Source organism: Leptospiraceae bacterium, from assembly GCA_025059995.1.
In the GTDB taxonomy this organism is placed as follows: domain Bacteria; phylum Spirochaetota; class Leptospiria; order Leptospirales; family Leptonemataceae; genus SKYB61.
On sequence record JANXCF010000001.1, the window covers coordinates 79,965 to 99,671 of the forward strand.

22 protein-coding genes and 1 tRNA gene are annotated in these 19,707 nt (G+C 34.1%); 11 read left to right on the forward strand and 12 right to left on the reverse strand.

Annotation, left to right across the window (positions count from 1 at the left end):
- Positions 1 to 11: 11 nt before the first annotated feature.
- Both NZ853_00325 and NZ853_00330 read right to left on the reverse strand, forming a co-directional pair.
- Complete coding sequence (locus NZ853_00325) at positions 12 to 698, reverse strand: helicase-related protein (protein ID MCS7204123.1); 687 nt, start codon at positions 696 to 698, stop codon at positions 12 to 14.
- Positions 699 to 813: 115 nt separating this feature from the next.
- Positions 814 to 897 (reverse strand) — tRNA-Leu (locus NZ853_00330).
- Between the two features lie 58 nt (positions 898 to 955).
- Here NZ853_00330 and NZ853_00335 point away from each other — a divergent pair.
- Positions 956 to 1,741, forward strand: a complete 786-nt coding sequence (locus tag NZ853_00335; protein MCS7204124.1) for an alpha/beta hydrolase — start codon at positions 956 to 958, stop codon at positions 1,739 to 1,741.
- On the opposite strand, the gene NZ853_00340 is transcribed toward NZ853_00335, so the two are convergent.
- The 3 genes from NZ853_00340 to NZ853_00350 all read right to left on the reverse strand — a co-directional run bounded on the left by NZ853_00340 (position 1,732) and on the right by NZ853_00350 (position 3,833).
- Positions 1,732 to 2,070 (reverse strand): 2Fe-2S iron-sulfur cluster-binding protein, encoded by a 339-nt coding sequence (locus tag NZ853_00340; GenBank protein MCS7204125.1) that lies wholly within the window; start codon positions 2,068 to 2,070, stop codon positions 1,732 to 1,734. The genes NZ853_00335 and NZ853_00340 overlap by 10 nt on opposite strands.
- Positions 2,071 to 2,082: 12 nt before the next feature.
- Entirely contained in the window at positions 2,083 to 3,231 is a 1,149-nt protein-coding gene (locus tag NZ853_00345; protein ID MCS7204126.1) for an alkane 1-monooxygenase, read from the reverse strand.
- Positions 3,232 to 3,380: 149 nt separating this feature from the next.
- The gene (locus NZ853_00350) at positions 3,381 to 3,833 is read right to left on the reverse strand and encodes a YkgJ family cysteine cluster protein (protein MCS7204127.1); all 453 of its coding nucleotides are present in this window, start codon (positions 3,831 to 3,833) and stop codon (positions 3,381 to 3,383) included.
- Between the two features lie 60 nt (positions 3,834 to 3,893).
- On the opposite strand from NZ853_00350, the gene NZ853_00355 reads away from it, so the two are divergent.
- From NZ853_00355 to NZ853_00375, 5 genes are all read left to right on the forward strand, one after another.
- On the forward strand, positions 3,894 to 4,598 hold the full coding sequence (locus tag NZ853_00355; protein ID MCS7204128.1) for a hypothetical protein: 705 nt from the start codon (positions 3,894 to 3,896) through the stop codon (positions 4,596 to 4,598).
- A 74-nt stretch (positions 4,599 to 4,672) separates the two neighbouring features.
- Complete coding sequence (locus tag NZ853_00360) at positions 4,673 to 5,887, forward strand: pyridoxal phosphate-dependent aminotransferase (GenBank protein MCS7204129.1); 1,215 nt, start codon at positions 4,673 to 4,675, stop codon at positions 5,885 to 5,887.
- On the forward strand, positions 5,887 to 6,891 hold the full coding sequence (locus NZ853_00365) for a phosphotransferase (protein ID MCS7204130.1): 1,005 nt from the start codon (positions 5,887 to 5,889) through the stop codon (positions 6,889 to 6,891). Before NZ853_00360 ends, NZ853_00365 begins: the two co-directional genes overlap by 1 nt.
- Positions 6,884 to 7,693 carry a sugar phosphate nucleotidyltransferase gene (locus NZ853_00370; GenBank protein ID MCS7204131.1) on the forward strand — a complete coding sequence of 270 codons (810 nt, stop codon included), beginning with the start codon at positions 6,884 to 6,886 and terminating at the stop codon, positions 7,691 to 7,693. Before NZ853_00365 ends, NZ853_00370 begins: the two co-directional genes overlap by 8 nt.
- The gene (locus NZ853_00375) at positions 7,683 to 8,747 is read left to right on the forward strand and encodes a hypothetical protein (GenBank protein MCS7204132.1); all 1,065 of its coding nucleotides are present in this window, start codon (positions 7,683 to 7,685) and stop codon (positions 8,745 to 8,747) included. Before NZ853_00370 ends, NZ853_00375 begins: the two co-directional genes overlap by 11 nt.
- Here NZ853_00375 and NZ853_00380 read toward each other — a convergent pair.
- From NZ853_00380 to NZ853_00395, 4 genes are all read right to left on the reverse strand, one after another.
- Positions 8,725 to 9,798 carry a CapA family protein gene (locus NZ853_00380; protein ID MCS7204133.1) on the reverse strand — a complete coding sequence of 358 codons (1,074 nt, stop codon included), beginning with the start codon at positions 9,796 to 9,798 and terminating at the stop codon, positions 8,725 to 8,727. The two genes, NZ853_00375 and NZ853_00380, sit on opposite strands and share 23 nt — an antisense overlap.
- Before the next feature lie 5 nt (positions 9,799 to 9,803).
- A complete protein-coding gene (locus NZ853_00385) occupies positions 9,804 to 10,676 on the reverse strand; it encodes a FecR domain-containing protein (protein MCS7204134.1) in 873 nt (290 codons plus the stop codon).
- Positions 10,677 to 10,758: 82 nt separating this feature from the next.
- Positions 10,759 to 11,601, reverse strand: a complete 843-nt coding sequence (gene truA / locus NZ853_00390; protein ID MCS7204135.1) for a tRNA pseudouridine(38-40) synthase TruA — start codon at positions 11,599 to 11,601, stop codon at positions 10,759 to 10,761.
- Positions 11,602 to 11,603: 2 nt separating this feature from the next.
- Positions 11,604 to 12,485, reverse strand: coding sequence for a DUF2225 domain-containing protein (locus NZ853_00395; GenBank protein MCS7204136.1), 882 nt, complete (start codon positions 12,483 to 12,485; stop codon positions 11,604 to 11,606).
- A 147-nt stretch (positions 12,486 to 12,632) separates the two neighbouring features.
- Between NZ853_00395 and NZ853_00400 the strand changes: the two genes are divergently transcribed.
- Positions 12,633 to 13,439: a 1-acyl-sn-glycerol-3-phosphate acyltransferase gene (locus NZ853_00400; protein MCS7204137.1), complete on the forward strand. Its 807-nt coding sequence runs from the start codon at positions 12,633 to 12,635 to the stop codon at positions 13,437 to 13,439.
- On the opposite strand, the gene NZ853_00405 is transcribed toward NZ853_00400, so the two are convergent.
- Positions 13,436 to 14,242: an SDR family NAD(P)-dependent oxidoreductase gene (locus NZ853_00405; GenBank protein ID MCS7204138.1), complete on the reverse strand. Its 807-nt coding sequence runs from the start codon at positions 14,240 to 14,242 to the stop codon at positions 13,436 to 13,438. The genes NZ853_00400 and NZ853_00405 overlap by 4 nt on opposite strands.
- 104 nt (positions 14,243 to 14,346) lie before the next feature.
- On the opposite strand from NZ853_00405, the gene NZ853_00410 reads away from it, so the two are divergent.
- The 3 genes from NZ853_00410 (at position 14,347) to NZ853_00420 (ending at position 17,425) form a co-directional block, all read left to right on the forward strand.
- Positions 14,347 to 14,970, forward strand: a complete 624-nt coding sequence (locus tag NZ853_00410) for a hypothetical protein (protein ID MCS7204139.1) — start codon at positions 14,347 to 14,349, stop codon at positions 14,968 to 14,970.
- Positions 14,971 to 14,983: 13 nt separating this feature from the next.
- Positions 14,984 to 16,213 (forward strand): hypothetical protein, encoded by a 1,230-nt coding sequence (locus NZ853_00415; GenBank protein MCS7204140.1) that lies wholly within the window; start codon positions 14,984 to 14,986, stop codon positions 16,211 to 16,213.
- Between the two features lie 105 nt (positions 16,214 to 16,318).
- A complete protein-coding gene (locus NZ853_00420; GenBank protein ID MCS7204141.1) occupies positions 16,319 to 17,425 on the forward strand; it encodes a hypothetical protein in 1,107 nt (368 codons plus the stop codon).
- Positions 17,426 to 17,448: 23 nt separating this feature from the next.
- Here NZ853_00420 and NZ853_00425 read toward each other — a convergent pair whose 3' ends face one another.
- Entirely contained in the window at positions 17,449 to 18,360 is a 912-nt protein-coding gene (locus NZ853_00425) for a glycosyl hydrolase family 18 protein (protein MCS7204142.1), read from the reverse strand.
- Positions 18,361 to 18,550: 190 nt separating this feature from the next.
- Between NZ853_00425 and NZ853_00430 the strand changes: the two genes are divergently transcribed.
- Positions 18,551 to 19,150: an SET domain-containing protein gene (locus NZ853_00430; GenBank protein ID MCS7204143.1), complete on the forward strand. Its 600-nt coding sequence runs from the start codon at positions 18,551 to 18,553 to the stop codon at positions 19,148 to 19,150.
- Between the two features lie 43 nt (positions 19,151 to 19,193).
- On the opposite strand, the gene sixA is transcribed toward NZ853_00430, so the two are convergent.
- Complete coding sequence (gene sixA / locus NZ853_00435; protein ID MCS7204144.1) at positions 19,194 to 19,658, reverse strand: phosphohistidine phosphatase SixA; 465 nt, start codon at positions 19,656 to 19,658, stop codon at positions 19,194 to 19,196.
- Between the last annotated feature and the right edge of the window lie 49 nt (positions 19,659 to 19,707).

A 19,707-nucleotide genomic window follows, 5' to 3' on the forward strand; every position in this document is an offset into this window, starting at 1 on the left:
AGTAATTAAAACTAATTTGATTTTCCAAAAATACTTTTGATACGATTCAAAATACGTTTCCACCATGGCTCTTGTTGTTGTGCTTGGGATTCTACGATAATAACTTCTTTTTTCGTTGGAATGGTTCTTTTGATTTCTTTTTTCATGGATTTGTGAATTTTTTCTTTTTTTCGTGCTACTTTCTTGGTTTGACCTTTTTTCGGTTTTTTGATGAATTTTGGTAGCTCGAGGTGCTTAGGTATGATTTTCCCAACGATGAACTTTTTATCAAAGTAAACTTCAATTGCTTTTAAATCCTGATGCTCCCTTTCATTACAATATAGATGTATCTTTTTGATCACCTCTTGATTCTTGATTATCTCATTTCTTTTTGAATAGTTTATGGGATGAGATGGAATATCATAATGGATAACTTCATCACAGTTGTAAATATAAAATGATTTTGATTCTATGTTTTCATCACTTATTAAAAAAACTTTACTTTTCCCTTCATTAAAGTTTTTAAAAGATAAATTTTGATTTGCTGTGTATAAATGGCTATAGGGGATTGCATAGTCTTTGAAGTAATCAAAGAACGTATTCAATCGTTGTCTGTCTTTTATAAATAGAACAATACGATTCTTTGAAAAGTAGATTTTATTTAATACAAGTGGCAATTTTTCTTCTTCAGAGACATGATACACAAACTCTTTTGTCATTCCAGTTAACCTTTTTATTTTTATATAATCAATATCAATTCTTTTTTTCTACTTTGAGTTTGAGGAGTTGTTCGATATGTAGTTTGTGTGCTATATGTTCTGATTTTTCTGACTATGCTCGGAGGGGGACTTGAACCCCCACGCCATTGCTGGCACTACCACCTCAAAGTAGCGTGTCTACCAGTTCCACCATCCGAGCTCTTCTCATGATGACGAAAAATCATCGATTTTGTGAACGTCTACTAAAATTTCAATCTATGCCAAAGAAAATTCTTTGGATATTTTTAGCAAATACTTTGATAGCAAATGAGCTTAGAATAGAATCCATCACCATTCAATCTTATCCCATCGAGTATTATGTAGGTGGCAAAAATGAACCTTATTTTCTTTTTCTTTCGGGATTGGGAGTTGACAAAAATAGCATGCTGATTTTAGCAAAAACCTTAATCCAAAAATATCCCTATCGAGCTCTCTTGCCAGACATACCCGGACAAGGAAGAACAAAAAGAATTCCTGAACAAAACTACTCGATTGAGTTTTTGGCTGATTTTTTCCATACAATGTTAAAAGAAATCAAGCCCAGAAAAAAAGTTATTTTGGTGGGAAACTCCATGGGAGGACACATTGCAACCGTATTTGCACTCAAATACCACGAACAAGTGGACTCCTTGATTTTGATTAATCCTGCTGGGATTGAATTCGAAAACCAAAAGCCCTACCAACTTCTACCAGATGAACTCATCATAAACGAAAAAAATCCAAAAGTTATTGATGATTTCCGCTGGAACAACAAAATCCGAAAAGACATTCAATCTTGTCGATACTACATTCTGAATCCTTACTTAAAAGAAGTAAAAGTTCATACTTTCCTATTTTGGGGAACGCAAGATAAAAACATTCCCTATTCCTATTCACAAGTTTGGGCTTCCGAAATACCTGATATCCTGTTTTTTGTTCTGCCAGGAGGTCATCTTTTACAAAACGATCAACCTGAAAAGATTTGGGAAAAATTCTTTCTCTATTGGAGAAAAAATCAATTTTGAACTTTTGATCTTGTGGTTACTGCGGCTCTGGGGTTTTCAATGATCAAATCTGACTTTGGAATAGATTGGCAGATCAAAATGTAATTTTCTTTTAGACTTTCTTCATCTAAAACAAAAGTCTTGTCTGTAAGTTCTTTCACTTGACCTTCTATTAGTTTAGAAGCACAAGTGGTGCAGCTTCCTACTCTACAACGATGAGGAAAAGCTATCCCCTGATCTAAAAGGGATTGCAAGATGGTTTTCTCTGAGTCTATGGTTAGGGTCAAATTCAAAGGAAGTATTGTTAATCGAAATATTTTTTCTTTCTTCTGGAAGAGATTTTTCAACACTGGCTTTTTCCGCTAAGCAAAGTTGGGATTTGGTTTGGACATTTCAGAGATCAATTCTATCTCCTCTGGACTTGCAAAATGCTTATCCCATTCTTCCAATTTTGGTTTTATAATACGAAACCACAAGGGTGGTATTAATGATAAATAAATCGTTGTCAAATAGCCATAAGGCATCTCTGGAGCCTTAGGATAAGGCTCAAGCTCCCAAAAGGGTAAATCTCCTTTTTCGTGATGAGCGGAATGACGAGTTAAAGAAAACAAGATGTAAAATGAGATACGTCGGTTGGTATTCCATGAATGTTTTGGCTCTACAGGAGAATTTTCTACCCTTACAAGTCCATAATGTTCAATGTAGTTAACTATCTCAAGTAAAGCCCTCGCCCAAAAAGCTTGCAATAAAAAGAGAGTAGCCCCTTTCCATCCACCAAAAACCATAAAAAAAATCAATACAGAAAAGCTCATTAAATGTCCACGAAGGACCTGATTATGAAAACTCAAAACAGGTTTTTTGATTTTTTTCAAACGTTGAGCCTCAAAATCCCAAGAATTTTTGATGCTTCCAAACCAAGATCGAAAAATGAAGTGATAAACATTTTCCCCTCTTCTTGCTGTAGCGGGGTCTTTTTTAGTACCCACATTTTCATGATGTCCATATACATGTTCGATAGAAAAATCCGTGGACATTGAAAGTGCTAAGATCCACCTTCCCCATATTTTAGAAAACCTATTCCAAGTTCGATGGGTTAGTTCATGAGCTACGTTAATACCATAACCACCTGTTAGATAACCAGTAAAATGGACAAGTCCCATCAAATGATACCACTTCGTATCCTGTCGTATTTCAAAAACTGGGATTTCAAAAACTTCAATCACCAAACTCCCCAAAAACAAAAGGTCCTGATCACCTGACTGAGAAAACCAAAGTAAAATCAAAAGCCCCATTACTCCAATCGGAAGTGCTAAATACAATGGAAGATTTAAAAGAAATACGTATTGATACTTTGGTTTGGATAAGTCATTTCCACTTATGCTGTCGCCCACAATCATGATTATTGTAATTATAAGGCTTGGCACCCATAACCACCAACCACCGAAAAAAACAATCGGAAACAATGACAAAAAAAGTAAAGGTGTAATGTAAAACCTAAAATACTTCCACATAAAACACCTATGAAAGTAAAAATATCATACTATCAATCATATAGCAATTATCAAAAAAAGCAAGAACAATAACATGAACATAGTTCCGAACTTATTGATAATTTTTCCAGTTCTAGTTTTTCTGATTAAAAAGTTGAGATAACCTTCTTTTATTTTTTATTCTTTTTGTTTATGAACTTTAGAAAGTCTGAGGCTGTTTTGAACAGAACTTTGTAATCTTTTCCCACACGAGAACATGAAGAAGGATCATATTCTCTGCATATTTTAGGACGTTTTTCGTAAATACTACACAAGCCATTCGGAAGCAGATTTTCGCAAGGTGTTTTTACAAGTAACTGCCATTGATCGTTGTGATCGAGATAAACTTCAATATTTCGATGATATAAATACCAAAGATAATTCTCGATAGTTTCTTCATTATCAGGAGGATCTAACGGAACGGTGATATACATACAACAACCATGGCATAAAATACATTTTTCTTGGGACGTTAGGCTTTTTTCTTCTTTTCGTGAAAACTTAGGGAAATATAGTTCAATCTCGGGAACAGCTCTTGCTTCTATTTGGTTTGACTTAACTCCATTTCGTTTTTGAAATTTCATAACACCTCAGAGCATGAAATCGTTTACTTGTAAATAGAATTTTTCCGAAATGGATTAAGGATGAAACACCGAATAATCATTTTTAGTATTTTGTTATTGACTTTAATAAAAAATATCGAAGCCATCGGAACCTATGCAGAGGGAAGAGCAATCGTAAAAGTAATCCAACTAATTTCCAAAGGAATTTTTGTCGAATCCTATGAAGGTGTTTTCGAAATCGCCTCTTACAATGAAGATGAAGAATGCTCAGACTTTCAGAATTGTTATACTCCCCAAATTGAAAAAGTAGAATTCAGCATCAGAATAGAAAACAAAGAAACCATCAAGTTTATCCAAGAAAACCTCAATAAAGTAATATTGATTGACTACAAAATCCATCGAATCGAACCGATTGCTTTAGGAACAAATTTCGAAGTGTTGAAAGCATATCCCTTCAAGCTCAATCTTCCGATAGATTTTCCTGAGAAATTCATCGTTACCAAAAGTGGCGTAGAAAATTATTCATTTTTTGGAAAAGTCTTACAGCTTGAATATCGGGGAACTGCGATTAAATCTTACGAAGGAATCTACTACGATCGTCAAAGGGATAAAATACGTCCCTTTTCTCTTACCAACGAAGATATGGCAAATTTCATAAAAACCGCTATGGAATACACGAAAGAATACCACATTGGCGTATCCAAAGCTCTCATTGCGGGATTACGAGAAACAAAGTTTGACATTTTTGAAATCAATTATGTTCGTCCTGCTGGTGGAGTAGAATAAAGTTCTAAAAACAGATTTTGTGAGATAAATTTTTTTCATTGTCTCATGAATCTTTTAAAATAATATGGTACTCTATGAATTTTTTAGCAAAAAGGATGCAAAATATCACTCCTTCCCTCACCCTTGCCATAACAGCAAAAGCAAGAGAACTCCAATCCATGGGAAAAGACGTGATTGGCTTTGGTGCTGGTGAACCTGATTTTGATACCCCAGTGAATATAAAAAATTCTGCCATCAAAGCTATCCAAGAAGGCTTCACGAAATACACAGCTGTCGGAGGAATCCCTGAACTCAAAAAAGCCATCATCCAAAAATACGAAAAAGAATTTAAACTAAATTATAGCATGAAAGAGGTTGTCGTAAGTGTTGGTGGCAAACAAGCCCTTTATAATTTGTTTTTTGCTATACTCAATCCCGGAGATGAAGTAATCATATTTTCTCCGTATTGGGTTTCTTATATCGATATTGTGCAGTTTGCTGAGGGAAAACCCGTCATCATCACTACCAAACATGAAGATGAATTTTTACCTAAAGTCGAGGACATCAAAAATGCCATAACCCCGAAAACCAAAGCCATCATCATCAATTCTCCTTCCAATCCTACTGGTTCCTACTATCACAAAGAATTATTGGAAGAAATAGTTAAACTACTGAAACTACACCCTCATATTTTGATAGTTTCGGATGACATTTACGAAAAACTTCTTTATGACGGTTTAAAGTTCGACAACGTTCTTACAGTAGATCCTTCATTAAAGGATCGAACCATCATTATCAATGGCGTTAGCAAAACTTATAGCATGACGGGATGGCGTATCGGCTACGCTCTTGGTCCAGCTGAAATCATAGAAGCGATGGATACCATTCAAGGACAAAGCACATCAAACCCAACATCGATTGCTCAAAAAGCATCGGTTGAAGCCCTAACGGGGGATCAATCCTTCATTGAAACCTTTAAAAAAATCTTTAGTGAACGACGAGATTTGATGTATCGTATCCTCAAATCCATAAACAAAATCAAAGTTTTTAAGCCCAAAGGAGCCTTCTATATCTTTCCTGATATATCCGAAATTTATTCATATGATAGTTTTCAAAAACAAAAACTTCCCAACGAATCCAATTCCATGGCGTTTAGTCGGCTCTTGTTAGAACATCACAATGTTGCCGTTGTTCCTGGGATTGCGTTTGGTGATGATAATTGCATAAGGTTATCTTATGCTCTAAGCGAAGAAAATATCCGAAAAGGATTGGAAAGATTAGGGAACTTTATTCATGATTTGATTCATTAATGGATCTTTCTGATCAAGATTTAAAAAGTTTTATAGAAACATACATAAAAAATTATACTATCACAGAAATTTCAGAAGAAGGTTCCAACCGAAAATACTATCGTGTCTCGAACCAGAATCAAAGCTTGATTTTGTGCATAACCTATCCCTTTATAAAAGAACATGATGATTTTTTAGAACTCAACCTTTACTTGATTTCAAAAAACTTAAGAGTTCCTAAAATCATTGACTCTATGCCACAAAAGGGATGGCTTCTAATAGAAGATGGAGGTTCACTTTATTTAGAAGATATCATTCGTTCTTTCAGAAAAGAACAGCGCTGGGATGAAATCCAAAACTTTTATCAAGAAATCATAAAAGAATTGATACGCTGGCATGAGCTCAAGGATATTCCACTTTTTGTAAAAAAGAGGTATTTTGACTTAGAAAAATTTGATTTTGAATGGAAATTTTTTTTGGAAAGATTAAAAAGAAATCAACTTCCTCTACCTACTTTTGAGTTTCATAGCTTTATGCAAGAATGCTTAGATTTTTTGACAAAACAAAAAACGTTTGTTTTCACCCATCGAGACTTCCATGCAAGAAATATTCTTTTTCAGAACATCCAAACAAAGAATTTTTATGTAATAGATTATCAAGATGCGAGAATGGGACTTCCCTGGTATGATTTGAGTTCTCTTCTTTTTGATCCTTACGTAGAGCTTCCTTTCTCGTTGATAAATGGATTATTTTTTTTCTACTATGACTTACGAAACATGCCAAAAAGAAAGATAGACCACTCACTACATACTTTTTATTTGCAGGCATTCCAACGAGTTATCAAAGCCATTGGAAGTTTTTTGTATTTGGGAGTAGAATTAAACAAAAAGCATTTTTTATCATACCTTTTACCAGCCATCAATCAACTTATAAACCTCCAAAAAGAAGCAAAATTCCCTGACGTTATTTATCTTTATCTTTTTGATTTGAAAGCTAAAATCAAGCAAAGATTTTCTCATGTATAAAAAACAAGCCATGATATTGGCAGCGGGTTTTGGAACTCGCATGGGGGAACTAACAAAAACCAAGCCCAAACCACTACTTCCGATTGCGGGGTATCCCATGATTACGTATTCTTTGTTTTTGCTTTATTTATGGCAGGTAGATTCAGTTGTTATCAATCTTCATTACCAAAAAGAAAAAATTAAAGAATACCTCAAGAACTTTCCATATTTTCGGATTTTCTTTTCAGAAGAAGAAATCCTTTTGGGAACCGCTGGAGGGATTTCTTATGCCATCTACCAAAACTTTCTTGATGATTATTTTTTAGTCATTAACTCCGACATACTTTTATTTCCAAGTTTAAACCCTTTTACTTTTCTTCCTGACATCCAAAAAAGGAATCTCATTTGTGTTCTATTTTTGAAAGAAAAAGATCAAGAACACCAGAAAGAAAAAGGATTTGTTTTAAAGAAAAAAATTATAAATAATATTTATAAGATAAATTTATCAAATTTACAAAGTATTGATGAATATTATTACATTGGCTTATCTTTTTTTCATCAAAGTTTTTTTGATTACTACAAAAAGAATATGATGGATCAAGAGAAGCATTCGATTGATTCTATCTTTAAAAAAGAACTCTTAGAGGTTATGCAAAATCGTGAGTTATACGGTATTCTTTATGAAGGAATAGTTCTCGATTGTGGAAGCAAACAAAAATACGAAGTTGTCAATCATGCATATCCCATCATAAAGGAATTGATTCCAGAATCACTTCATCAAGAGTGGCAAAAATTCATCAAAGGGTGGAAATTTGATTCTTGACATTTTTGTCCCTTTGTTTTTTTTCTTGAATGACGTCAATACCCATATTAAGAATTACAAGACCAATAAGTATTACGTCCCTCTTGAGCATTTTTTGAAAAAAGAAGATCTCGAAAAAATCGAAAAGAAACTACAGATTCAATCCATCCTCGCAGAGATGAATTCTTTATTGCTTCTTGACAATTATCAAGACTTTTCAAAAAAATTAGACATTTTGAAAACTTACCCAGAAGCCGAAAGTTACTACTTATACTACTTGGCTGTTTTTGAAACCAAGCAAAAAAATTACATCAAATCAAGAATGTATCTTGAGCAATCAATTTCTCTTAATCCTGATTTTGATCCTGCTTGGAATTTGTTAGGTTACATTCAAAGTATTAATTTTGATTATGAAAATGCTTTGAAATCTTTTCAAAAAGCTGTATTGTTAAATCGCTTCCATCCTGTGTATTGTTTTAACTTAGCAAAGACCTACTATCTCGTAAATGAAACATCAAAGGCGCTAAATGAAATCCAGCGTTGTATAAAAATGAGGGACAATTATGGCGAGTTTTTTTATCTAAAAGGTTTGATTTTAGAAAAAAGTTCTCCTGAACAAGCACTTGAATCTTATTATGAAGCTCTGAATCGAAATTTTCAACATGAAGAATTTTTGGTTTCTTATTTTGAATTATCTTTAAAACACCAAAACACCAAATCTATCGCTAAGTTGATTGATGTTACAAAAAACTCTCGTCTTCCCATAATGATTGTTTTACGCTTTCAAGCTTTTATTAGGTTTGGAGAAATCGAAAATGCAAGTAAAGAATTCTTCAACATGTTTCTGAATCATTTCAAAACCGAAAAAGAGTTTCAAGAGATCCAAACCAAAATCACAGAAGATGTAAAAAAGTTCTATTGTGCAAATACGAAAGAATTTTTGTTGTTCGTAAATCAAAATCAAAAACACCTCCAAAAATACAAATTAGATTTTTTGCAAGAAGCTCAAAACGCTACTTGTCCACAGATAATTCCTATCACGCCAAAGGATCCTATTGTTCAGCCGGCACTTTGAAAAACATACTATCCCATGTGTTAGAAATCAAGATTGTTTGATTGGGCTGTTCTTTTTTACTCAAAATATATAATTTTTGGAATAGTTCTTTTCTATCTTCGTATGTTGGCAGTTTCGGCTGGAAGTCATACTTGCGGTTTTTACCCGAAATGGGAAAGACTTCGATCCCAATAAATTTCTTAGAAGCTCTATCGAAATGAAAAACAGCAACGATGTTATTATCTTGATAGTAGTTCAATGAACCAAACAGAAAATTTCCTAATGAATAAACAATTGCTTTATCGTTATAGACTTCAATCCCTTGAGGGATGTGGGGGTGGTGTCCTATAATGAAATTCACGCCTTGCTGAAAAAACTGATTCTTCCAACGTTTTTGTTCTTCCGAAGGAAAGGGTTGATATTCCATGCCCCAATGCACAGAAAGAAAAACGTAATCTACTTTTTGTTTTGTTTTTGCATCTTTTATTTTCTGAAACAAGAGAGGATGAACTTTTCCTATGCCTGATTTTTTTCCATCAGCAAAATCTTCTTTTCTTCCTATGAAAGAAATGGCAAAAAAAGCAAACTTTACACCGTGAATTTCGACAATATAGGGTTCCAACGCTTGGTTGAGATCATTTCCCATCCCCACAAAAGGAATTTGATATTCCTGAAAGTGTTTAATCGTATCCTGTAAACCCTGCAAACCTAAATCCATTGAGTGATTATTGGCAAAAATAGCCAGATTCAAACCTAAGTCTTTTAATACTTGAATCTGCTCTGGTGAACTTCGAAAAACGTAGTTGGTAAAGTCAACCGACTTTGCATTTTTTGAAAAGGCTGTTTCTAAATTCAGAGCTCGAAAGTCAAACTGTTGTAGCAATTCTTTGATATACGATATTTGAGAGTTAATTCCTTTTCTCTCTTGATATTCCTCTATCCCCCAAACAAAATGAGTATCGCCACCAAAAGCGATTTTTACGGTATCGCTCTGTAGCTGGTAGCGATACTCTTGATTGGAAAAAACAGGATTTATGAAAAGAAATATTAAAAAAAATTTATAGAATTTCACTTACTTTAATTATCCTTTCGATAATCCTCATTTACTGGGATTTTTAAAGGATCATTTTGAGTATTTCTTTTGATGACTAACTTTTCTGCTGACTGGACTTTTTCAACAGACTTTTTATTTTGTTTAAAGACGGACTCACTTACTTTTTTTTCATAATCTTCATCAATTGCGATTTCTTTCAAAGCAGTAGAATTTTTGATTTCTTGAATGAAGCTTGCGTATTCTTGAACATTTCCTACATCACTTGCTGCAATTTCTTTTAGTATCTGTATTGATTCTTTTGAAAGTGGTTTCAATAAATCTTCTTTGAGCTCCTTGTCTTGTTCTATCGTTATTTCTCCAGGCTTATCTATGATTACTTTTTGTCCTTTTTGATTTTGGATCTCAATTTTACCTTCAATTAAAGCAAATTCTGTTTTTCTTGAATCCTTAACCTTTACGATGAAACTTGTTCCCCTCACCGCTGCTATTGAAGTTGGAGTGGTGATTGTATAGGATTCTTTATCACTTAGTTTTTTCAAATGGTTAATGACTGTTCCTGAGTCTTGACGAAGTTGTATTTTATCTTCTGACAAAACTTGGAGTTCTATTTTCGTATTTTGATTAAGTCGGACGATCCCTTTATTTCTAAAAATGATATCCACTATTGAATTTTTTTCAGTTTGGATTGCATCGCTCATGAATAAGAATTCGTTGATTTGGAGTTTTCGTTTTTCCTCTCCTCTAAACAAATACACATCGCCTTGAATAAACTGCACTTTTGCTATAGGTTCACTGATTTGGGGATTTTGCACCTCTTGAACCTTCTGCTTGCAATCTAAAAACACTACTAAAATCAATACTACCCAAAAACTTGCTATGACCATTTTTTTATTCATTTTTTGTTTCTCCTTGTGATGATCAGAAAAAATGGTGTTTTACTATAAAGACAAACAAAATCTTAAATTTTGCAAAAATTCTTCATTCTGTAACTTTCATGGTTCCTTTGTAATAAGAGCTACCAAATACAGGGTAGTTTTTCAATAACTTCAAACCTGAGTTTTTCAACTCTGGAACATCTGGGTAATATGCACTTCGAAAATAGAGTCCTTCTGCTGGAGCTGTCCTTCCTGCTTTAGTTCGGTCCTTTGAGTCCAAAATTTCTTTTAGCGAATAAGGTAGTTTTCCCAAAATACGGTCAACCATTGAACCCACAATAATCCGCACCATATTGTGAAGAAATGCATTTCCACGAAAACGGATCGAATATAGTGATAGTCCCAGAAATGGTTCTTCTATCTGTTGGATTTTGATATATTCCAAATATCTGATCGTAACTTCACTCGACTTTTTACTAAAGGCTTTGAAGTCATGTTCTCCAATCAGAGCTTCTGCTTCTTTTTGGATTTCGAAAAGATTGATCTCTTCGTATATATGCCAGACTTTATTTTCCAAAAAAATGGGATTTTTTTTCCCGCAATAAATCAGATACTCATACTCTCGGGCAATACAATCAAACCTCGCATGGAAATTGTTCGGAACTTGATGTACGTCTATCACACTAATATGGGGACCTGCTAAGGCATGGAACGAACTAATGAATTTTTCTAAATGATGAATTTCTCCTGGAGCTCGAAAACTAATAACCTGACCTGTTGCATGTACCCCAGAATCAGTTCTACCTGCCATAGCAATCCGTTCTTCATAACGAAAGAGGATTTTGAGAGCCTCTTCGATTTTTCCTTGAACGGTGATATCATCCTTTTGAATTTGCATTCCTACGAATTTAGTTCCATCATAAGCGATGGTTAAAGCATACTTCATTTTTACTCGGTTACTTTTTCCCCAGTGATTTCTTCTATTTTTTTATTAATGGATTCGTATAAATCTCTTGCTAAGTTCATAATGGTAGAAGGTTTTGCTTTTGATGCTTTTCCCATCCCATAAAGTTTTCCAATCATTCGTTTAGAATTTTCCAGTAGCTTTAATTTTTCTTGATCGTTAGATGTCAATTCTTCTATGAATTTAAAATTCAAATATCCATTCAAATAGATCACACCATCAAATCCCCAGTTTTTGTCGGTATCAGGACCCAAAAGATGCACAAACTGATCGTGAGGTTCAACTCCAGAACTCATTATATCCAAAAGGGATTTGTAGTACACGATTGCTTTATGATACAAAAATTTTTGTATCTTATCATATCCAAGATCGGGGAACTTCTCGTGCAAATCTCCAATCAACCATGCTGCACGCAAGGAAATAACAGCTTTTTTTGGGGTAGGTGCTACTTGGATACCACGTTTTTGATAACAATCCAATGCCAATATATAAGAAGCCGCTCCAGTTACCAAATTCCGATTTTCTTCAAAATTCAACATGCCAAAAATTTTTTGGATTCCGTCTTTTCGTTGTGAGGTTTCTAACTTGATTTTACTTACTTCTTCTTCTTGTAGTTTCGTAAAATCCTCACCAAAGGATGCATAAAAACAACTAGGACAAACCGAAATGGGATAAATCAAAGGAATCACCACCCCAAACTTTTTCGAAGGAACATAAAGCCTTCTCAATTCAGGAGTCAAGTTTCCCGCAATAAGCCTACCTCCCCCCGTCAATAACATTTCTTTAAAGTATTTCATGCCACAAACTGGGCATATCACTGGATCTTTCATTCGATAAGAAATGTTTCTTTGATTGTCAAAACTCATACTTTTTTCCCATTAGCCTTCATATTACCAAATGTCAAAGAGGATTTAAAAAAATAACCAATTCAAATTTAAGTTTTTCGTTATGATATCACGAATGATATTAATTATTGACAAACAAGCTAAAATCAAGAAAAATCAAAGCAAAATATGAATGAAATAGCCATAAATATAAAAGAGTTTTTAAAACAAAAAAAAAGAACAACGAATTTAATTTTGTCTTTGTATTACTGGCTCGGAATGATTTTGATCACCATAGTTTATAGTATCATTGCTGCTCCCTATATCATCACCAAAAACGAAGAAAAAGTGCATAAGTTTGCTATTCGTTGGGCTAGAACTATATTGAAATTTTCAAAAATCCAAATAGAAGTTTATAACAAAGAGATGATATACACAGCTGGTCCTTCCATTATCATAAGCAATCATCAAAGTTTGTTTGATATTTTTATATTTTATAGCTTCTTAGATATTTCCTTCCGATGGATGGCAAAAAAGTCTCTTTTTAGTATTCCCATTATCGGTCCTTCGATGAAAGCAGCAGGCTATATTCCCGTAGAACGTGAAGATAAAAAAAAAGCAATGCAATCCATGTTTGAAGCCGCAGAACAAATCAGAAACGGAAAGTCGGTGATTATCTTTCCCGAAGGAACGAGAGGAAAGATTGATGGCAAACTCCTACCATTTAAGAAGGGTTCTTTTATACTTGCTAAAAAAGCAAATGTAGTCTTACAACCTATTGTGATTTGGGGTTCTCAATACATTATACCAGTAGATCGAATAAGAAAAATTCCAAGAATTTACCCCGGAAAGGTTTGGGCTATGGTTTGTAATCCCGTTTATCCTGATGAATATAAAAACATGAGTGTGGATGAACTTTCTGATCACATAAGAAACATTCTTGAAGCTCATATCGAAATCCTCAAAAAGAAAGAACTCGAAGAACTACAAACCTAATTTTTAGCCGTTTTCTTTAAGATCAATTTTTCTAAAAACTCCGGAAAAAGAACCCTGCCATAAAAGATAAATTTTCCCGTGAGATTTGTAAAGGCATATTTCTTTTCTTTTTGAATGGCATTGACTATGATTTTCGCTACTTCTTCGGGAGATTTTGCGTTTTTTTCTTGTTCTTCATCCAATGGTCGTCCATCACTTGTGATTCCGCTTTTTCTCAAATTGGTCTTTGTATAGCCGGGAAAAACAATACAAGTTTTGATTTGATAAGGAAGGAGTTCGTAAGAAATACTTTCTATAAAGAGTTGAGCTGCTGCTTTACTTGATGAGTAGGCAAAACGCTCAGGAATTCCAAATAAACCACTTGGTGTAGAAACCAAAACAATCATTTTCTTTTCATTGGATGATTGAGACATTGATTTCATTTTTGGTAAGACTATCCTCGTGATTTCTACCACAGAAAAAAAGTTGATCTCGAATGTTTTTCTCAAAGCTTCTTCCGTTGAAACTTCGAATTTCCCATGATTGGTTATTCCCGCATTATGTATCAATAAATCAATCTTCGTGAATTCCTCTAAAAACTGTTTGAGATTTTTTCTATCTGACGAAGAAGTAATATCACACGGAAAAGAAAATGAGTTTATGCCATAACGTGAACTAATTTCACTTTGAACTCGTTTAAGTTCATTTTCTTTTCTCGCAATCAAAATTGGGATTGAGCCTACACTGGCGAGTTCATAAGCAAGAGCTTCACCAATCCCAGAAGAACCACCCGTAATCAAAGCATATTTGTTTTTCAATTCCATTTGGCTTTGGAATTTAATTTAACTAATTCTTAGTCAACTCAATCTTCAAAAGAAAGAAAAATCTATCGACTTCTACATCATAACTAAAAAAAAGAATTAAAACTATGAGGAAACATTTTGTTTTCTTCTTGTTGGTCATGATTTTTTCTTTTGAGATTTTTGGTCAAAATCTGAACGATGATCTCGAATCAGAAATAGGATTTTGGGTTGGGGGAACGTTCCCTGCACCTAACACACCCATGGATGAGCTTTTAGAGTCGAGCATGGGATTTGGGTTGTTCTATCGAAACCACTCGTTTGCTCCTGTTTTGACCGAAATCGGAACGTCCTACGGAAACTATACTTCATTATCCATGCAGAAATTATTGAGCGTTCCTCTTTATCTTTCTCTAAATTATTTGTTTCAACTATACAATCGTTTTAGTTTGCAAACGAAAATAGGGGGAGGTTTTACTTATCTGCAAATTCGCCCAAACAATCTTAGTGGATGGAATCCTATTCTATATGGGGGGGTAGAATTCTCTATTTCTGCCAGCCGTAGATTTAAAGTGGGTCTTCGCTTTGACGGATACTATATCTATGAAAGACTTCGAAGAGAACCCAAAATCATACGTTATCTTTATTTCTTTCCCGGCACTTACGATCCCAGAATCCAAAATAGCTTGAATTATAAATTACGTGATGGTGCTGTCTACAATTTTGGTTTGATGGTTTCATTTTTATACTGATCGTTTAAGAACTATGAAGATCAAAATCATTTTTTTTATTCTTATAGTAGCTCTGATTTCTTGCAAGGGCTCAAACTCACTAAATCCAAATTTAGCTCTCCTTAGTGCGCTATTCAATAACAAAATCATAGTAATTCTTAAAGCCACTTATGCAAGTGATCGTCCTCTGGAATTCTATGAAATCAACAATAACAAGATTTTTGTGGATGTTGGTTCCAATGAAAACCCTAACACGAACGGACTTCCCAATTACGATAACCTGCCCATTTTCTTTGACATCGGAGAAATACGTGTTTCCACAAAATCACCTCTTATTGACTTAGCGTTAATTAATACTCAGAAAGCATCCGAAGATTTTTGGGACGTATTATCTCCTACCAGACAAGTTTATTGTAACAGAATTTATACGTCTAACCCTGATTTGAATAGCTGCATTAGAAGCAATGGGTTTTTGGGTTTTGAGCTCTTGATGAACGGAACCGGAGTTGTTTATCCATCCAGAGACGTCGGAGCTGGAACCTATACTCATGGTGGGATTTTCTTTCGAAGTGTGTTTACAGGATATGCAAAGTTAGGTGAAAGCGATATCACATCAAAATTTGACGGAATCGATTATACAGGTTTGGATATTCTGAAAATTCTACATTATGATCCAACTACAGATAGCGGTTCCATCTCTATATTACCACCACAACTTTTTCCTTTACATCACAAGTCTTACCCAGGAAGCGAAAACATCACAATATATCAAGAATATATACCTACCATTATTGAATTCCGATTCAACTTCAAAGAAAACTTAATGGTGCATGCGTTTCAAAGCTCCACAACGGGCGCAATTCAAACCTTTGTTGGTATTAGTGATTGGAGGCGACCTCATAACGGAGAAAATTATGCAGGGGGAAATTTGCTTCTTAGAATGAAAATGATATATCCTTCTATTAAAAACACCCTCGTGATCGAAGGAGGAACTTACACCACACGGCATTACTATGCATTATATTACGCTCGTGAATGTAGCGATGGGCTATGCAACCGAGATATTGATTTACTTCCCGTTTCCGCAACACCAACAAGAAATGGAAGCGACAACATTTTGCATGACATCATGCCAGGAGAATACATCTTACAATGTAGATATGATGAAGTCCATGACGGTTATCCAGAAAAAGTACTTAACGAAATTCCACTAAAAATTCACACTCACAATGAAACACACTATATCAAGTTTTCTTGCCCATGAAATTAGAGTTTCCATCTCTTCAAAATGTGATTAATTTCTAACCGAAAATCTAAGTTCAAAAAAACAAAAACCGATACATAAAAAAAACAAAGCAGGAAAATAGCAATGAGAAAAAAAAGAAATATCTTACTTCTTTTGGTTGTGGGTTGCATTGTTTTCTTTTTTGTTGATAATCTATATTCCGAATCTGTGAGTGAAAAGGCAACCCTTCAGAGAAATGAGCTGATTCAAACCTTAAGACTTTTGAAACCAATGGTGTTTAATTTTCCTTGTGATCCTTATCCTGAGTGTTTGCCACAAAATCCAGATGAAAGAATTCGTAATCCAGGAATTCATGTAGCCCTTTATCGAAAAGCTAAAAGAATCTACCAAGAAGGAATTATTTACTACTTCGAGAAAAACTATATAAATGCATATTCAAAATTTTTAGAAAGTCAAGCAGTCGTGGATAAGATTTTGGAATCCCTTAGTCAACAGTATATTGATCGAGCAGAGATGATGTTTCGAGAAGCAATGGAAAAAAAGAATCCCAATGATCCAAATGACATGTCATATGTTGATATATCAATGGATTTTGGACCAGGTTCAAAAATTCGAAAAGACTTCGAACGTGCTCGCGAAATCCCTCTTGATTTACGCAGATACGATCCAAGAAATTTCCACTGGGCTATCAATAAATATAAGATTGAACAAGCAGCTCAGAAAGGGTATGAATATTTGTCTCTTGCCAAAGAATATCGAATGAAGGCTATTGCTCTTGAAAAAGACGTTGCTAAAACAAAAGAAATAGAACCAGAAATGCTTTTAAAGAGAATTGATTACTATAAAAAATCAATCGAATATTCAAGACAGGCTAAGTTGAATGCAGAGTTTGTATTTGGTTTGAAGTATCCCTACGATAACTATCCACTACACAACCAGTTCGGCAAAACAGAAAAACGTGATGATCAGCCTGGTGAAATCCCCTCACTACATGGAGTGAAAATGAACTGGTCAAAAAATCCTTATGTCCTCCCCAAGAACCTACATCCTATCTTTGATTTTCGCGTTCCTGAAAAATGGCACGTTGATACAGTTGATGCACGAGGTTTGAATTTTGAGGATGAAGTTGATGTGATGATTAGATTTCGTTATTACAAAGACAAAAAGCCTGTTGAAATTATAGAAGATAAAAGTCCACCAAAACCTGCCAAACCTATACCTGACACATAAACCTTATGGTATTCACCATAAGGTTATTTTTGTTTTTCATAACCTAACCTCCAATAGGCTACACCTTTTAAGTTGTTTTTTTTAGCGAGTTCTATAGCATTTTGGCGAAATTCCTCATCTGGATAAAACAAAATTTTATTTCGATTTTGATATACAAGTTTGTATCCATAGTTTGATGATTTTGTGATTTGAATATCCTTAAAATCATTTAAAATCCTTATGAATTTGGTATAATCAATAACAGAAACTTTTTTCTTTTCGAAATCCCAACTATAACCATACAAAGGAAGTCCTAACCAAACCTGTTCGGGTTGAAAGAACTTTAAGATTTCTTGAATGTTTTTTTCAATCCAAGACAATTCACTAACAGGTCCAGGTTGAGTTTTCGGATTGTGATAATCATACATCATGACAACAACTTCATCTACATAAGGTGAAAGAACCTTCAGATTATGAAAATCCTTATATTTCATATCCCAGATAGGAGGGAAAACTGCTATTGTCAAGGGACGGTTTTCTTTTCGTAGTTCTTTTTGTAAATCTCGTAGAAAAAAAGAAAAGGGTAAAGTTTCTTTTTCTGAAAGATATTCAAAATCAATATGAACATTAAAATAATTATATTTTTTTATAAATTCCATTATATTTTTTATACCGGCAAAACGAGTCTTCTCTGATTGCAAGAATTCCTTTCCGTCCTTTGTGCTTTTTAATGATATTAACATAAAAACTCGTTTGTTTTCTAAAAGTTTCTGATATGAATTCAAATCGAAGAGAACTAAGAGATTTCCTTTGGAGTCAATTTGAAATCCCGTGATACACAAATTTTGGTAATCATTCAATCTTTTTTGTATGTAGGCTTGATTCAAGGTTCGATGATAGACATACATCCATTCTTCGAAACCTAAAAGAGAAGATAGAGCACTACCTAAAAGCATAATAAAAAGTATATTTTTTTTATTTATGATTTTTAATAAAATTAACTGAATCATCATGAAGGTTATTCAAAAAGCCAATCACAAAGAATAAACTTTTTTTCTCAAAATCTTTTCCTTGGGAAATTTAAAGAATTGACGAAATCTATATTGATATTTTTACATTTATATTAAACCCTTATGAAGGTGAAGTATGATACACCCAGACACGGAGATCCGTTACGTCAATCCTATAATAGGGTATGGTGTTTTCGCCACGAAAAAAATTCCCATGGGAACCATAGTGTATGTGAAAGATGAATTCGAGATCATGATTTCACAAGAGGATTTTCAAAAAATCAAAGAACCTCTCCGAAGTATAATCGATCGATACTCTTATATCGATCCTGAAGGCTATCGCATCATAAGCTGGGATATAGCCAAGTATACAAATCATTGCTGTGATCCAAACACCATCAGCACAGGATATGGCTTTGAAATAGCCATCAAAGACATCGAACCGGGGGAACAAATCACTGATGAGTATGGTATTTTTAATCTTGAGAGAACCATGGAACTCTACTGTGATAAGCCCTATTGTAGGAATCAACTCACACCAGACGATTTTGATCTATATTACGAAGAATGGGATAGAAAGATCATACCAGCTCTTCTGAGAATTCCGTATGTTCCTCAACCTCTCTATGACATAATTGATGAAGTAACAAAAATGGAATTAGAAGAATTTTTGAGAGACCACTCCAAATACAAAACCGTTTATCACTTAAAGTTCAAAAAGCCAGTTAAGGTTTAAGCCCCGGATTTTCGGGGTTTTTTCCTTAAATAGAAAGCAAAACCTAATCTAACAATTCGGGTTGATACATAAAAACTAGAATCCCTTCAAGCCTTTGGATATTTGTTAGATTAATACCGATCATACCACCTGTAGAAACGTAGAGATTATTGGATGGTAATTTCAAAATACGAGCCGCAATCTCAGCAACATCCGGCATATGGAACACAATGATGATCGCATCATTAGCATGATACGAAGCTAATAATGAATCAAAATAAACAAGAGCATTATTCGGTTTTAATTCTACTCTTTGGACAATTGGAAGATGAAATTCTTGATTAAAAACTTCACATGTTTGCACAGCTCTCAAGATTGGGCTAGTTAAAATTTCTTTGAATTTCCAATTTGTTTTTTTTAGTAATCGAGCTACTATTTTTGCTTCTTGAATACCCTGTTCATTTAATCTTCTTTCTGGATCCTCGTATGACTCATAAGCTTTACAATGGCGAATCAGAACTAATTTCATATAATGAGGAATTTTGATTCATCACTTAAAAATCAAACAAAATCAGTTT